17 protein-coding genes are annotated in these 13,974 nt (G+C 58.3%); 11 read left to right on the forward strand and 6 right to left on the reverse strand.

Annotation, left to right across the window (positions count from 1 at the left end; genetic code table 11):
* Positions 1–9: 9 nt before the first annotated feature.
* From pyrC to mdtH, 3 genes are all read right to left on the reverse strand, one after another.
* Complete coding sequence (gene pyrC / locus M8318_RS20600; RefSeq protein ID WP_262664305.1) at positions 10–1,056, reverse strand: dihydroorotase; 1,047 nt, start codon at positions 1,054–1,056, stop codon at positions 10–12.
* 110 nt (positions 1,057–1,166) lie between these two features.
* The gene (locus tag M8318_RS20605; RefSeq protein WP_262664306.1) at positions 1,167–1,727 is read right to left on the reverse strand and encodes a lipoprotein; all 561 of its coding nucleotides are present in this window, start codon (positions 1,725–1,727) and stop codon (positions 1,167–1,169) included.
* A gap of 97 nt (positions 1,728–1,824) precedes the next feature.
* Positions 1,825–3,033, reverse strand: a complete 1,209-nt coding sequence (gene mdtH, locus M8318_RS20610; protein WP_262664307.1) for a multidrug efflux MFS transporter MdtH — start codon at positions 3,031–3,033, stop codon at positions 1,825–1,827.
* A 234-nt stretch (positions 3,034–3,267) separates the two neighbouring features.
* On the opposite strand from mdtH, the gene rimJ reads away from it, so the two are divergent.
* The 4 genes from rimJ (at position 3,268) to murJ (ending at position 7,126) form a co-directional block, all read left to right on the forward strand.
* Positions 3,268–3,852 (forward strand): ribosomal protein S5-alanine N-acetyltransferase, encoded by a 585-nt coding sequence (gene rimJ / locus M8318_RS20615; protein ID WP_106992712.1) that lies wholly within the window; start codon positions 3,268–3,270, stop codon positions 3,850–3,852.
* Between the two features lie 9 nt (positions 3,853–3,861).
* The gene (locus M8318_RS20620) at positions 3,862–4,512 is read left to right on the forward strand and encodes a YceH family protein (protein WP_262664308.1); all 651 of its coding nucleotides are present in this window, start codon (positions 3,862–3,864) and stop codon (positions 4,510–4,512) included.
* 2 nt (positions 4,513–4,514) lie between these two features.
* The gene (locus M8318_RS20625) at positions 4,515–5,438 is read left to right on the forward strand and encodes a Gfo/Idh/MocA family protein (RefSeq protein ID WP_262664309.1); all 924 of its coding nucleotides are present in this window, start codon (positions 4,515–4,517) and stop codon (positions 5,436–5,438) included.
* Between the two features lie 152 nt (positions 5,439–5,590).
* Entirely contained in the window at positions 5,591–7,126 is a 1,536-nt protein-coding gene (murJ, locus tag M8318_RS20630; protein WP_262664310.1) for a murein biosynthesis integral membrane protein MurJ, read from the forward strand.
* A gap of 58 nt (positions 7,127–7,184) precedes the next feature.
* Here murJ and flgN read toward each other — a convergent pair whose 3' ends face one another.
* The 3 genes from flgN to flgA form a co-directional block, all read right to left on the reverse strand.
* Positions 7,185–7,607, reverse strand: a complete 423-nt coding sequence (gene flgN / locus M8318_RS20635) for a flagella biosynthesis chaperone FlgN (RefSeq protein WP_262664311.1) — start codon at positions 7,605–7,607, stop codon at positions 7,185–7,187.
* A gap of 7 nt (positions 7,608–7,614) precedes the next feature.
* A complete protein-coding gene (gene flgM, locus M8318_RS20640; protein WP_166182135.1) occupies positions 7,615–7,902 on the reverse strand; it encodes a flagellar biosynthesis anti-sigma factor FlgM in 288 nt (95 codons plus the stop codon).
* A 93-nt stretch (positions 7,903–7,995) separates the two neighbouring features.
* On the reverse strand, positions 7,996–8,652 hold the full coding sequence (gene flgA / locus M8318_RS20645; protein WP_262664312.1) for a flagellar basal body P-ring formation chaperone FlgA: 657 nt from the start codon (positions 8,650–8,652) through the stop codon (positions 7,996–7,998).
* A 161-nt stretch (positions 8,653–8,813) separates the two neighbouring features.
* On the opposite strand from flgA, the gene flgB reads away from it, so the two are divergent.
* From flgB to flgH, 7 genes are read left to right on the forward strand one after another with little or no spacing between them, the layout of a single operon-like run.
* Complete coding sequence (gene flgB / locus M8318_RS20650) at positions 8,814–9,230, forward strand: flagellar basal body rod protein FlgB (protein ID WP_032617531.1); 417 nt, start codon at positions 8,814–8,816, stop codon at positions 9,228–9,230.
* A gap of 2 nt (positions 9,231–9,232) precedes the next feature.
* Positions 9,233–9,637, forward strand: a complete 405-nt coding sequence (gene flgC / locus M8318_RS20655; protein WP_106992719.1) for a flagellar basal body rod protein FlgC — start codon at positions 9,233–9,235, stop codon at positions 9,635–9,637.
* Positions 9,638–9,648: 11 nt separating this feature from the next.
* A complete protein-coding gene (gene flgD, locus M8318_RS20660) occupies positions 9,649–10,353 on the forward strand; it encodes a flagellar hook assembly protein FlgD (protein WP_106992720.1) in 705 nt (234 codons plus the stop codon).
* 26 nt (positions 10,354–10,379) lie between these two features.
* Positions 10,380–11,642: a flagellar hook protein FlgE gene (flgE, locus tag M8318_RS20665; RefSeq protein WP_262664313.1), complete on the forward strand. Its 1,263-nt coding sequence runs from the start codon at positions 10,380–10,382 to the stop codon at positions 11,640–11,642.
* 20 nt (positions 11,643–11,662) lie between these two features.
* Positions 11,663–12,418 (forward strand): flagellar basal body rod protein FlgF, encoded by a 756-nt coding sequence (locus tag M8318_RS20670; RefSeq protein WP_106992722.1) that lies wholly within the window; start codon positions 11,663–11,665, stop codon positions 12,416–12,418.
* An 11-nt stretch (positions 12,419–12,429) separates the two neighbouring features.
* On the forward strand, positions 12,430–13,212 hold the full coding sequence (gene flgG / locus M8318_RS20675; protein ID WP_032617536.1) for a flagellar basal-body rod protein FlgG: 783 nt from the start codon (positions 12,430–12,432) through the stop codon (positions 13,210–13,212).
* A 57-nt stretch (positions 13,213–13,269) separates the two neighbouring features.
* Positions 13,270–13,968, forward strand: coding sequence for a flagellar basal body L-ring protein FlgH (gene flgH, locus M8318_RS20680; RefSeq protein WP_262664314.1), 699 nt, complete (start codon positions 13,270–13,272; stop codon positions 13,966–13,968).
* Positions 13,969–13,974: the final 6 nt, after the last annotated feature.

Raw genomic sequence — 13,974 nt, forward strand, 5'->3', positions numbered from 1 at the left:
CAACAATTTTTAGCGTTTTACCGTCCAGTGTACGGTTTCACCGGCGAGGAACGGGATCAGGGTGTCATCTGTCAGGGCTATGGATTCCACCACGCTGCTCTCTTCCCGAACCAGTTCAACGAAGGTCTCATTGACCGGCAAGCCGTAGAAGCGAGGGCCGTTCAGGGAGCAGAAGGCCTCAAAGTGCTGCAGGGCGTTCATCTCGTCAAACACCTGGGCATAGCTGGCCAGCGCGGTAGGCGCGTTAAAGCAGCCTGCACAGCCGCAGCTAGCTTCTTTGCGGTGACGGGCGTGCGGCGCAGAGTCGGTGCCGAGGAAGGCGCGCTCAAAGCCGCTGGCAACCAGTTCACGCAGCGCCTGCTGGTGAATATTACGCTTGAGGATCGGCAGGCAATAGAGGTGAGGGCGCACACCGCCCACCAGCATGTGGTTGCGGTTAAACATCAGGTGCTGCGGGGTAATGGTGGCGGCCAGAAGCTCGTTACCATCGCGCACGTACTCGGCCGCATCCTTGGTGGTGATATGTTCAAACACCACTTTCAGACCAGGCAGACGCTGACGCAGCGGCTCCATCACGGTATCGATAAAACGCGCTTCGCGGTCGAAGATATCGATCTCAGTATGAGTCACTTCGCCGTGCACCAGCAGCGGCATCCCCAGTTTCTCCATGCGCTCCAGCACCGGCATAATCGCATCAATGCTGGTTACGCCATGGCTGGAGTTGGTGGTGGCGTTGGCCGGGTAGAGCTTAGCGGCTGTGAAGACCCCTTCGTTAAAGCCGCGTTCGATCTCGTTGGGATCGAGCGTGTCGGTCAGATAACAGGTCATCAGCGGGGTAAAATCGTGTCCGGCAGGCACGGCAGCAAGAATGCGCTGGCGATAGGCAATCGCCGCGTCGACCGTGGTGACGGGCGGCACCAGATTTGGCATGACAATCGCGCGGCCATAAATTTCACTGGTATACGGCACGACGGTGTTGAGCATATCGCCATCGCGAAGATGGATATGCCAGTCGTCTGGGCGGCGAATTTTCAAAACCTGGGATGGTGCAGTCATGGATAGGCTCCGGCTGAGTGAGATGATTTTTGCCGGACACAAAGAATAGAGGGAAACGTTTTCGTTTGCACTCTTTTCCACAAAAAAAAGGCGCCGAAGCGCCTCAGTGGTTAATCGACGAAGGGGATAACAATCTCACCCGGTTTCACTTCGATTCCTTTTGCGTACTTTTTCGCCAGGGCTTCACCCTTGCTGTTATCTTCGTGCAGGATGTAGGCCGGTTGCTGGTTAAAGTAGTTTTGCAGCGACTGATTCAGGTATGGCATCAGGGTTTGCAGAACCGGTTTCATTTTGTCCGGCGACACCACCGCGTCGGTGATCTCCATCTGCTGCAGATAGATGGCACCCTGATCTTTATTGAAGACCGGCAGCGCTTTTAATTTCAGTTTGATATTGGCTTTCTGGCTGCCGAACAGCGAGTTCATGTCCAGGCTGGCATCCCCGGAGAGCATCACTTTGTTCGGCTCTTCGCGGCCAATCTGGCTGGCAAGGTTGGTCAGGACGATATGCGCATCAGCCACGCCCGGAACGCCGATATCTTTCGCAAAGTTATTGCGCTTTTGCAGAGCCTGGTTGATCTCCTGCTCACTGACGGTGTACTGGGTGAGCTGATTACAACCAACCAGCAGGCCGCTGACGATCAACGCAGTGGCAATAACGAATTTTTTCATGGTTTTCCTCGACATAATGTCAGCGCTTCAATCCTGACGCGCCAGTATGTCAGGGGAGAGTGTGTCAGACCAGCAGAAAAAACTGATATCTGTGCAATCAGGCGCCAGGTTCGAGGATGCCGGGCAGGCGACGTTTGTGGCTGAACTGCCAGCCCAGCGCGAAGCAGGTGATCACCCCGATTAAGGCCAGCATTACCCACGGCAGCTCGGGCTGATTGAAGGCTTTCCCGGCATCAAATAACCACCCGCCACCGGCATACCCCAGCGCACCACCAATCGCCAGTCCGAGACGGCTGAAGCCCATATAGCTGCCCCGCGCACGCGGGTCGGCCAGCTCGGCGCTCAGGGTTTCGCGGGCCGGTTCGGCAATAATCGAGCCGATATAGAAGGTGCAGATCAGCATAAACAGCTGCTGCAGGGAGCCCACCATCCCAATGGGCAGCATGCTCAGGGACATCAGCAGCAGGCCCGCCATCAGACGGTGCTCAAGGCGGAAGCGTTTTTCGCTCCAGCGGGCAATAGGGTAGAGCAGGGAGAGGGAGAGACAGGCTTCAATGGCGTACATCCACTTCACCGCCGCTGGGGAACCCGCCACATCGTTGACCATGATCGGTAGCATCAGCATTACCTGCACGCCCAGCATGTAATAGCCCGCCAGGGTCAGCACATAGGTGATAAAGCGTTTGTCGTGCCAGACCCGGCCCAGCCCTTCACGCACCGGCGCTTTGACGGTGGAGAGTTTCCATGCCGGTAACAGCCAGGCGTTGAAGGCCGCGCAGAGCATAAACAGCACCGCGCCCGTGGCGCAGACCAGACGAAAATCGTACTGCAGCAGCCAGCTGCCCAACAGCGCGCCCACCACCGCACCGGCACTGTCCTGCATCATCAGCAGAGAGAAAAAGCGCCCGCGATGCTGAGGCCGGATCAGTTTAACCACTAATGCCGTGCGCGGCGGGTCGAACAGCGTGCCCCCCAGACCGGAGATAATGCAGGAAACCCACAGCAGCCAGGGCTCATGGGCGATGGCCATGGTGGCAAATCCCGCGGCCCGCAGCAGCATGCCGGTGACGATCATCGGTTTGGCCCCGAAGCGGTCGGCAATTGCGCCGCCAAACACCCCCAGCCCCTGCTGAACAAACTGGCGCAGACCCAGCGCAATACCGACCATCAGCGCCGCCCAGCCCATCTGATCGACAAAGCGAATCGAAATCAGCGGGAAAACGACAAAAAAGCCGAGTACAACCAGCATGTTATCGACAAGCAGGAAGCCTTTACCCAGACGGCGGGCCTGTGAGATATGGGACATTTCCCCTCCAGGGGAGCAAAAATGATGAGCGCGCTAATATTCTGCGGTTTCGCCGGGGTTTTTCCCACCGCGCAGGCGACAATATTTTTTTATCGAAAGGGTACTTTGATTGAGGCTTTTCATCGAAAAATGTGAAAAGACATCAAAATGCTATGTCACTGTTTTCCCAGATGGCAACGGCGCAGGTATAGTAAAGCTAACGGGTCAAGGTTGTAACATGAAGGAGTTGTATCCATGTTTGGCTATCGCAGTAATGTGCCGAAAGTTCGCCTGACGACCGACCGGCTGGTGGTGCGTCTGGTGCACGAGCGTGATGCCTGGCGTCTGGCGGACTACTACGCTGAGAATCGTCAGTTTTTAAAACCCTGGGAACCCGTGCGGGATGAAAGCCACTGTTATCCTTCCGGCTGGCAGGCCCGGCTGAGCATGATTGCCGAGTTCCACAAGCAGGGCTCGGCGTTCTATTTTGCCCTGCTCGATCCGGAAGAGAAAGAGATCGTCGGGATCGCCAACTTTTCTAACGTGGTGCGGGGATCCTTTCACGCCTGCTACCTGGGCTACTCCATCGGACAAAAATGGCAGGGGCAGGGGCTGATGTTTGAGGCCTTAACCACCGCTATCCGCTATATGCAGCGGACCCAGCATATGCACCGCATTATGGCCAACTACATGCCGCACAATCAGCGCAGCGGCGATCTGCTGGCGCGCCTCGGGTTCGAAAAAGAGGGCTATGCCAAAGAGTACCTGCTGATTAACGGCGAATGGCGCGATCATGTCCTGACGGCGCTGACAACCAAAGAGTGGAGCGCGGGGCGCTAAGGAACAGAGATGAAATACCAGTTAACCGCCACAGAAGCGCGCGTTATCGGCTGCCTGCTGGAAAAACAGGTCACCACCCCGGAACAGTATCCGCTCTCGGTCAATGCGGTCACCCTGGCCTGCAATCAGAAGACCAACCGTGAGCCGGTGATGAACCTCGCCGAGCATGAGGTGCAGGATCAGCTTGATGCGCTGGTTAAGCGCCACTATCTGCGCACCGTCAGCGGCTTTGGCAATCGCGTCACCAAATATGAACAGCGTTTTTGCAACTCCGAGTTTGGCGCCCTTAAGCTGAACCCGGCCGAAGTGGCGCTGATCGCCACCCTGCTGCTGCGCGGGGCGCAGACCCCGGGCGAACTGCGCACCCGGGCCGCGCGTATGTACGAGTTCGCGGATATGCAGGAGGTGGAGCAGGCGCTCGAGGGCCTTGTCGCCCGGGAAGATGGTCCTTTTGTCCTGCGTCTGGCCCGCGAGCCGGGCAAGCGCGAAAGCCGCTATATGCACCTCTTCAGCGGTGAGGTTGATACCGCCATCGCGACAACCGAGGCTGCGGCCCCGGTCGCGAATGAGAGCTTACTGGCCCGCGTTGAGGCGCTGGAAAATGAAGTTGAAGAATTGAAACAGCGACTCGATTCGCTGCTGGCACATCTGGGAGATTAACGGTGACAAAATTACGTGTAGGCGTTGTAGGGCTGGGGGGGATCGCCCAGAAAGCCTGGCTGCCGGTGCTGAGCGCCGCAACAGACTGGACGTTGCAGGGGGCCTGGTCGCCGTCGCGGGATAAGGCGCTGCGGATCTGCGAGTCCCTGCGCATGCCTTATTATGCGTCGCTACAGGATCTGGCCCGCGAGTGTGATGTGGTCTTTGTCCACACCTCCACCGTCACCCACTATCAGGTGGTCAGCGAGCTACTGCAGGCGGGCGTCCATGTCTGCGTCGATAAACCGCTGGCCGATAACCTGGCCGACGCCGAGCGGCTGATTGACCTCGCTGCCCAGAAGAAGCTCACCCTGATGGTCGGCTTTAACCGTCGCTTCGCACCGCTCTATCAGCAGCTGAAAACCCAGTTGAACGGTGCGGCATCCCTGCGGATGGATAAACACCGCGCCGACAGCATCGGGCCCAACGATCTGCGCTTCACCCTGCTGGATGACTATCTGCACGTGGTGGACACCGCCCTGTGGCTGGCGGGCAATGATGCCCGGCTTACCGGCGGTACGCTGCAGACCAACGAGAACGGGGCGATGATCTATGCCGAGCACCATTTCAGCGCCGGCAATCTGCAGATCACCACCTCCATGCACCGCCGGGCGGGTAGCCAGCGGGAGTGGATCCAGGCGGTGACGGACGGCGCATTGCTGGACATTACCGATATGCGCGAGTGGCGCGAGGAGCGGGGGAGTGGCGTCGTTACGCCAGCCATCCCGGGCTGGCAAAGCACGCTTGAGCAGCGCGGCTTTGCGGGCTGCGCGCGTCACTTCATCGAATGTGTGCAAAATCAGACGGTTCCTGAAACCGCAGGTGAACAGGCGATCCGCGCCCAGCGCATCGTGGAGAAGCTCTGGCGCGAGGCCATGAGCGAATAACCCGCGGTAACATCTGCCCATAGCAATTCACGTTTTTACGAGTAGACTAGGCGCGTTTATTGTCTTGCAGGCCGGGTAAGCGCAGCGCCACCCGGCGAGAATCACGCCTGCTTTGCAGGCGTTTTGCCGTCTGGTAGTGGAAATTCACGTTAATGAACCTATTAAAATCGCTGGCTGCCGTCAGCTCGATGACCATGTTTTCGCGCGTGCTGGGTTTTGCGCGCGACGCCATTGTGGCAAGGGTCTTTGGCGCAGGAATGGCGACTGACGCCTTTTTTGTTGCGTTTAAACTGCCTAACCTGCTGCGCCGTATCTTTGCCGAAGGCGCGTTCTCCCAGGCTTTTGTCCCCATTCTGGCGGAATACAAAAGCAAGCAGGGGGAAGACGCGACGAAGGTATTTGTCTCCTACGTCTCGGGATTGCTGACCCTCGCCCTGGCGATCGTCACGGTGATCGGGATGCTGGCGGCGCCCTGGGTGATCATGGTCACCGCGCCCGGCTTTGCCGATACCGCCGATAAATTTGCCCTGACCTCGCAGCTGCTGCGTATTACTTTTCCCTATATTCTGCTGATCTCGCTGGCGTCGCTGGCGGGGGCGATCCTTAACACCTGGAACCGCTTCTCGGTCCCGGCTTTCGCCCCGACGTTCCTCAACGTCAGCATGATCGGCTTTGCGCTGTTTGCCGCGCCGCACTTCAACCCACCGGTACTGGCCCTGGCCTGGGCGGTGACGGTGGGCGGCGTGCTGCAGCTGGCATATCAGCTGCCGCACCTGAAGAAAATCGGCATGCTGGTGCTGCCGCGCATTAACCTGCGCGATGCCGGGGCGATGCGGGTGGTGAAGCAGATGGGGCCAGCCATTCTTGGCGTCTCGGTGAGCCAGATTTCCCTGATCATCAACACCATCTTCGCCTCGTTCCTCGTCTCTGGTTCCGTCTCCTGGATGTACTACGCCGACCGCCTGATGGAGTTTCCGTCCGGAGTACTGGGAGTGGCGCTGGGCACTATCCTGCTGCCGTCACTCTCCCGCAGCTTTGCCAGCGGCAACCAGGATGAGTACTGCCGTCTGATGGACTGGGGGTTACGCCTCTGCTTCCTGCTGGCGCTGCCGAGCGCGGTGGCGCTGGGGATCCTCGCCAAACCGCTGGTGGTGTCCCTGTTCCAGTACGGTAAATTTAGCGCCTTCGATGCGCTGATGACCCAGCGGGCGCTGGTGGCTTACTCTGTCGGCCTGATGGGGTTGATTGTGGTGAAAGTGCTGGCCCCGGGCTTCTACTCGCGTCAGGACATCAAGACCCCGGTGAAGATCGCCATCGTGACCCTGATCATGACCCAGGTGATGAACCTGGCCTTTATCGGCCCGCTGAAGCATGCCGGTCTGTCCCTGTCCATCGGTCTGGCGGCCTGTCTGAATGCCGGGCTGCTCTACTGGCAGCTGAGAAAGCAGCAGATTTTCACCCCGCAGCCGGGCTGGGCGAGCTTCCTGTTACGGCTGGTGATTGCGGTGCTGGTGATGGCTGCGGCGCTGGTGGGCATGCTTTACGTGATGCCGGACTGGGCACTGGGCACGATGCCTTATCGTCTGCTGCGCCTGATGGCCGTCGTGGTGGTGGGTGTCGTGGCGTACTTCGCGACTCTCGCGGTACTGGGCTTCAAGGTCAAAGAGTTCGCCCGCCGTACGGCGTAACGCAAAAAGGGGAGCGCCTGTCGGTGCTCCCCGTTCTCTGTCTGTCTCATTCGGACAATCAGATCGAAAACTTCTTCCCGCCGCTGCGTGAGCTGGATGTCTGGCCATTGGCGCCATACAGTGCCGGCTCCTGATGCGGCTTCAGCACCTCCAGCGCCTGCTGGTTGCGGCTGATTTGCCCTTCAAGTAACCAGCCGTTGTGCTGATTGAGGTCGCGCAGATGCTGCGTTTTTTCAGTAATCGTTTGCCAGCGTTCGGCGACATCATCATTGGCACTCTGGCGCGCGGACTGCTCGGTGCGCCGCTGCTGCTCCAGATAATCCAGCGTGGCCAGCAGGGAGCTTTTATCTTCGGTAATGCGCTGCAGCGCGCTGCCGTTCACATTCCCGGCAGAGAGCTGCTGTTGCTCGGCGTCCATTACCGTTTTCAGGTCGTTCAGGACGACCGTCATGTGATCCATTATTTCCGTCAGACGACTCATACGGCGATTACTCTAAGAAACTTTGCGCATCCTGGATCAGCGCGTCAGCGATTTTACTGGTATCCATTTTCAGCTCACCGTTACGGATCGCGGTTTTCAGCGCTTCAACACGTTCCATGTTGATATCGTTGCTGCCCGGCTGCATCAGTTTCGCCTGGGCATCGCTCAGCGTAACGCTGGTGCTGTCGGCCGCTGCTGATTTTTGCAGGCGCGTTTTTGGCGTTGCAGTCTCATTCATTTCGCGAGGCTGTACAGTGCTAACCGGCTTCAGGGGCGATGTACGATCAATGCTCATTGTGGTGTCCTCATCGAGGGTTGGCGGCGTAAGCGCCTGACATTATCATTTGTTAATGATTTATCGGCAGTCGCCGCATAATCTTTAAAAAGATTATAGGTTAATCAGAATATTCCCATCAGAATCGACGGTACCGCTCACAACCTGGCCTGAGGTCATCCTGACGCGGGCGTTTTGCGCAACGGCCGCATTGTTCAGGGCCTGGCCCTGGCTGTTAACGCTAAAGCCCTCGCCAGTGGCGATCACCATCACCCGCTGTCCGGCTTTGATCCGCCATGACTGGCGCAGCATCGACAGTTGCAGAGGTTGCCCGGGCACCAGATCGCGCAAACTAATGGCGTTCTGCACCTGGTTGATATCCAGAATCGTGCGCGGCGGAAGCTGATCCAGTCTGCCGCGTTTCAGCGCCACGCTCCCCGGCTGCAACGCCCCACCCCGGGGGATGTTTTGGGACGCGACAACATAATCGCCCGTCGCCTGAACTGCAACCTGAATAAACCGTTTTTCATTGTCGCAGCGTGCCGTCACGCTCACGTTGCCCCACTGTCGGGTGTTGCCAGGGACGCTGAACTGAGGCGTTTCGCAGCCAGGGAGCATGCTGGCTGGCGTGCGGACCTGAACCGACACCTCATCGCTGAATCCTGCCAGTCGCTGGGCAAAAAACGCCGTCAGCTGACCATTCAGATCCTGCGCCTGAGAGAGGGAGCTCCAGAGGAGCAGGGTTGCGGTCACTCCACGTTTGAATGTCATATCGCCCGTTACCGTCGGATTACAGAATGAGCAGGATTCTACCTGTAGCGGGTGGGCATCAACGCAATAAATAGCGACGCATTTTGCGCTTATTCCGTCGATGACGGAGACGGGTTGAGATTTAAGCTATCCACTGAAATTTTGCCATCAGCGGAGGAGACATGCTCGATAAACTCGACGCCGCGCTACGTTTTCAGCAAGAAGCGCTCAACTTGCGTGCCCAGCGTCAGGAGATTCTGGCCGCCAATATCGCCAACGCCGATACCCCCGGGTTTCAGGCGCGTGATATCGATTTTTCCAGTGAATTAAAGAAAGTGATGGAGCGTGGTCGGGCCGAGAACAGCGGTGTTGCCCTTGCGCTGACCTCTGCACGTCATATTCCTGCAGAGACCGTCACCACCCCGAATACCGATTTACTTTATCGCATCCCGGATCAGCCATCCCTGGACGGTAACACCGTCGATATGGACCGGGAGCGTACGCAGTTCGCCGATAACAGCCTCAAGTACCAGATGGGGTTGACCGTTCTCGGCGGGCAGATTAAAGGCATGATGAGTGTTCTGCAGGGAGGCAACTAATAATGGCCTTACTCAATATCTTTGATATCGCGGGTTCCGCGCTGACCGCGCAATCCCAGCGTCTGAACGTTGCCGCCAGTAACATGGCGAACGCCGACAGCGTAACGGGCCCGGACGGTCAACCCTACCGCGCCAAGCAGGTGGTATTCCAGGTGGATGCTGCTCCGGGTGCGCAGACCGGCGGGGTAAAAGTGGCCAACGTTATCGAGAGCCAGGCGCCGGACAAACTGGTGTACGAGCCAGGCAACCCGCTGGCCGACGCCAGCGGCTACGTCAAAATGCCGAACGTGGATGTGGTTGGCGAGATGGTCAACACCATGTCGGCCTCTCGCAGCTACCAGGCCAACGTAGAAGTCCTGAATACCGTGAAGAGCATGATGCTTAAAACGCTCACCCTGGGCCAGTAAAGGAGAGATCAATGTCCATTGCAGTCAATGTAAATGACAGGACGGCTACCACTGGCGTCAGCGGCACCACCGGCAACAGCTCCCTCACCGGCAGCAATGCCTCCGATCTGCAGGGCAGCTTTCTGACCCTGCTGGTGGCACAGCTGAAAAACCAGGACCCGACTAACCCGATGCAGAACAACGAACTGACCACGCAGCTTGCGCAGATCAGTACGGTGAGCGGCATCGAGAAACTTAACACCACGCTGGGCTCTATTTCCGGGCAGATCGACAACAGCCAGTCGATGCAGGCGAGCACGCTGATTGGCCATGGCGTGATGATCCCGGGCTCTACCGTTCTGGCAGGCACCAGCGGTGCCGAAGGCTCGACCACCACCTCAACCACCCCGTTTGGTGTTGAGTTGCAGCAGAGCGCGGACAAAGTGACCGCCACCATCACCGATAAGACCGGTGCCGTGGTACGCACTATTGACATTGGCGAGCTGAAAGCGGGCGTCCATACCTTTACCTGGGACGGGACGGTAACCGATGGCAGCACGGCGCCAAACGGCTCTTACAACGTCGCGATTTCCGCCAGCAGCGGCAGCACGCAGCTGGTGGCACAGCCACTGCAGTTTGCGCTGGTGCAGGGTGTGATCCGCAGCGGCGGCGGTAACACGCTGGATCTCGGGACTTACGGTACCACCACGCTCGACGAAGTTCGGCAGATTATTTAAGCCCTAACATTTACCAGGAGTAACTCATGGCCTTTTCACAAGCGGTCAGCGGCCTGAATGCTGCAGCCACTAACCTCGACGTCATTGGTAACAACATTGCCAACTCCGCGACCTACGGCTTTAAGTCCGGTAGCGCGTCATTTGCGGATATGTTCGCCGGTTCCAAAGTCGGTCTGGGCGTAAAAGTCGCCGGGATCACCCAGGACTTTTCAGACGGTACCACCACCAACACCGGCCGCGGCCTGGATGTGGCCATTAGCCAGAACGGTTTCTTCCGTATGCTCGACAGCAACGGTTCGGTCTATTACAGCCGTAACGGCCAGTTCAGCCTGGACGAAAACCGTAACCTGGTGAACATGCAGGGCCTGCAGCTGACCGGCTTCCCGGCAGCAGGTAGCCCGCCGACGGTGCAGACCGGTGCCAACCCGCAGCCGATCACCATTCCTAATGACCTGATGTCCGCCAAAGCCACCAGCACCGCGGCGCAGCAGATCAACCTGAACTCCACTGACAGCGTGCCGAGCATCGCGTTTGACGCGACCAACGCCAACCCGGATTCAGACAGCTTCAACAAAAAAGGCACCATCACCGTTTACGACGACCAGGGTAATGCCCACAACATGTATGTCTACTACGTGAAAACGGCAGACAACAAGTGGGATCTCTATACCCAGGACGGCAGCGTCACCAACGGTAAAATCTCCAAATCTGCGCAGATGAGCTTCGACCCTAGCGGTAATCTGCAAGGTGTCTATAACTACAATGCTGCCGGCGTGCTGAGCGCCACCCCAAATGCCAACGCCTCTATCAACGTGACCACCGATCCGCTGAGCGGCGCGCTGCCGGTGACCTTCTCCCTGAGCTTCCTGAACTCCATGCAGCAGAACACCGGGGCGAACAACATCGTGGCAACCAACCAGAACGGCTACAAGCCGGGCGACCTGGTGAGCTATCAGATCAACGATGACGGTACCGTGGTCGGCAACTACTCCAACGAACAAAGCCAGGTGCTGGGTCAGATCGTGATGGCGAACTTCGCCAACAACGAAGGCCTGCAGTCTGAAGGGAACAACGTCTGGTCTGCTACCCAGTCTTCGGGCGTGGCGCTGCTGGGCACCGCCGGTTCCGGTAACTTCGGTACCCTGACCAACGGCGCGCTGGAAGCGTCCAACGTCGACCTGAGTAAAGAGCTGGTCAATATGATCGTCGCGCAGCGTAACTATCAGTCGAACGCGCAGACCATCAAAACCCAGGATCAGATCCTCAACACGCTGGTTAACCTCCGCTAAGTGGCTGACGGGATAGCTTAATGGATCACGCAATATATACCGCGATGGGCGCTGCCAGTCAGACGCTCAATCAGCAGGCAGTCACCGCCAGTAACCTGGCGAACGCCTCGACGCCGGGTTTCCGTGCACAGCTTAATGCCATGCGCGCTGTCCCGGTGGAAGGCCTTACCCTGCCGACGCGTACGCTGGTAACGGCATCGACGCCGGGCGCCGACATGACGCCAGGGCAGATGGACTACACCTCGCGCCCGCTCGACGTGGCGCTGCAGCAGGACGGCTGGCTGGCAGTTCAAACCGCCGACGGCAGCGAAGGCTACACCCGTAACGGGAACATCCAGGTGGACGCGGTCGGGCAACTGACCATTCAGGGACATCCGGTTATCGGTGAAGGCGGCCCGATCGCCGTGCCGGAAGGCTCGGAGATCACCATCGCGGCAGACGGGACCATCTCGGCCCTGAACCCTGGCGATCCGCCGAACACCGTGGCACCGGTTGGCCGCCTGAAGCTGGTCAAAGCCGAAGGTTTTGAAGTGCAGCGTGGCGACGACGGGATGTTCCGTCTGACCCAGGCGGCGCAGGCCACCCGTGGCGCCACCTTACAGGCTGACCCGACCATTCGCGTCATGTCTGGCGTGCTGGAAGGCAGCAACGTTAAGCCGGTCGCGGCGATGACCGACATGATCGCCAGCGCGCGCCGTTTTGAAATGCAGATGAAGGTGATCTCCAGCGTTGATGAAAACGCCGGTCGCGCCAACCAGCTGCTGTCAATGAGTTAACAGGACACCTTATGATCAGTTCTTTATGGATCGCGAAAACCGGCCTCGACGCACAGCAAACCAATATGGATGTCATCGCCAACAACCTGGCGAACGTGAGCACCAACGGGTTTAAACGTCAGCGTGCGGTTTTCGAAGATTTGCTTTACCAGACCATCCGCCAGCCAGGTGCCCAGTCGTCTGAACAGACCACGCTTCCATCCGGTCTGCAGATCGGTACCGGTGTTCGTCCTGTCGCGACCGAACGTCTGCACAGCCAGGGCAACCTGTCCCAGACCAACAACAGCAAAGACGTGGCGATCAAAGGCCAGGGCTTCTTCCAGGTGCAACTGCCGGACGGAACCTCGGCTTACACCCGTGACGGTTCGTTCCAGGTGGATCAGAACGGCCAGCTGGTAACGGCGGGCGGTTTCCAGGTGCAGCCAGCGATTACCATTCCGGCGAACGCCCTGAGCATTACCATCGGGCGTGACGGGATCGTGAGCGTGACCCAGCAGGGGCAGGCCGCTCCGGTGCAGGTCGGCCAGCTTAACCTGACCACCTTCATGAACGACACCGGTCTGGAAAGCATCGGTGAGAACCTGTACATCGAGACCCAGTCCTCTGGTGCGCCGAATGAGAGCACGCCAGGGCTGAACGGTTCAGGTCTGCTCTATCAGGGGTATGTGGAAACCTCAAACGTCAACGTCGCGGAAGAGCTGGTGAATATGATCCAGGTTCAGCGCGCGTACGAAATTAACAGTAAAGCAGTGTCGACGACCGACCAGATGCTGCAGAAACTGACGCAACTCTAAGGTGTAGTCCGGTGCGGTTTACGCTGCACCGGCTCCCTGTTTTCGAAGATGAAGGCAATGCAAAAACTCGCGGCGATTCGTTATCCGATAGTGACCCTCCTGGCCGTTACCCTGACCGGTTGCGCCTGGGTTCCGTCTCAACCTCTGGTGCAGGGTGCGACTTCCGCCCAACCCATTCCTGGCCCGACGCCGGTCGCGAATGGCTCTATTTTCCAGACAGCGCAGCCGATTAACTACGGTTATCAGCCGATGTTTGAAGACCGTCGCCCACGTAATATCGGCGATACGCTGACCATTCAGCTGCAGGAAAACGTCAACGCCAGCAAGAGCTCTTCAGCGAATGCCAGCCGCGACGGGAAAACCAATTTTGGCTTTGACACCGTGCCGCGTTACCTCGAAGGGCTCTTCGGTAATGCCCGTGCCGATGTTGAGACCTCTGGCGGCAACTCCTTTAACGGTAAAGGCGGCGCCAATGCCAGCAACACCTTCAGCGGCACCCTGACGGTGACCGTGGACCAGGTGCTGGCGAACGGCAATTTACATGTCGTGGGTGAAAAACAGATCGCCATCAATCAGGGCACTGAGTTCATTCGCTTCTCCGGTGTGGTTAACCCTCGCACCATCAGCGGCTCCAACACCGTACCGTCCACTCAGGTGGCCGATGCGCGCATTGAGTACGTCGGCAACGGCTACATCAATGAAGCGCAGAATATGGGCTGGTTGCAGCGTTTCTTCCTTAATTTATCGCCGATGTAAGCGAGG

This window comes from Leclercia tamurae (assembly GCF_025566055.1).
GTDB classification, from domain to species: domain Bacteria; phylum Pseudomonadota; class Gammaproteobacteria; order Enterobacterales; family Enterobacteriaceae; genus Enterobacter; species Enterobacter tamurae.

Excerpts from the sequence above, each read along its gene's own strand:
- pyrC (WP_262664305.1), bottom strand. The coding sequence starts at position 1,056 with ATGACTGCACCATCCCAGGTTTTGAAAATTCGCCGCCCAGACGACTGG.
- M8318_RS20605 (WP_262664306.1), bottom strand. The coding sequence starts at position 1,727 with ATGAAAAAATTCGTTATTGCCACTGCGTTGATCGTCAGCGGCCTGCTG.
- mdtH (WP_262664307.1), bottom strand. The coding sequence starts at position 3,033 with ATGTCCCATATCTCACAGGCCCGCCGTCTGGGTAAAGGCTTCCTGCTT.
- rimJ (WP_106992712.1), top strand. The coding sequence starts at position 3,268 with ATGTTTGGCTATCGCAGTAATGTGCCGAAAGTTCGCCTGACGACCGAC.
- M8318_RS20620 (WP_262664308.1), top strand. The coding sequence starts at position 3,862 with ATGAAATACCAGTTAACCGCCACAGAAGCGCGCGTTATCGGCTGCCTG.
- murJ (WP_262664310.1), top strand. The coding sequence starts at position 5,591 with ATGAACCTATTAAAATCGCTGGCTGCCGTCAGCTCGATGACCATGTTT.
- flgN (WP_262664311.1), bottom strand. The coding sequence starts at position 7,607 with ATGAGTCGTCTGACGGAAATAATGGATCACATGACGGTCGTCCTGAAC.
- flgM (WP_166182135.1), bottom strand. The coding sequence starts at position 7,902 with ATGAGCATTGATCGTACATCGCCCCTGAAGCCGGTTAGCACTGTACAG.
- flgA (WP_262664312.1), bottom strand. The coding sequence starts at position 8,652 with ATGACATTCAAACGTGGAGTGACCGCAACCCTGCTCCTCTGGAGCTCC.
- flgB (WP_032617531.1), top strand. The coding sequence starts at position 8,814 with ATGCTCGATAAACTCGACGCCGCGCTACGTTTTCAGCAAGAAGCGCTC.
- flgC (WP_106992719.1), top strand. The coding sequence starts at position 9,233 with ATGGCCTTACTCAATATCTTTGATATCGCGGGTTCCGCGCTGACCGCG.
- flgD (WP_106992720.1), top strand. The coding sequence starts at position 9,649 with ATGTCCATTGCAGTCAATGTAAATGACAGGACGGCTACCACTGGCGTC.
- flgE (WP_262664313.1), top strand. The coding sequence starts at position 10,380 with ATGGCCTTTTCACAAGCGGTCAGCGGCCTGAATGCTGCAGCCACTAAC.
- M8318_RS20670 (WP_106992722.1), top strand. The coding sequence starts at position 11,663 with ATGGATCACGCAATATATACCGCGATGGGCGCTGCCAGTCAGACGCTC.
- flgG (WP_032617536.1), top strand. The coding sequence starts at position 12,430 with ATGATCAGTTCTTTATGGATCGCGAAAACCGGCCTCGACGCACAGCAA.
- flgH (WP_262664314.1), top strand. The coding sequence starts at position 13,270 with ATGCAAAAACTCGCGGCGATTCGTTATCCGATAGTGACCCTCCTGGCC.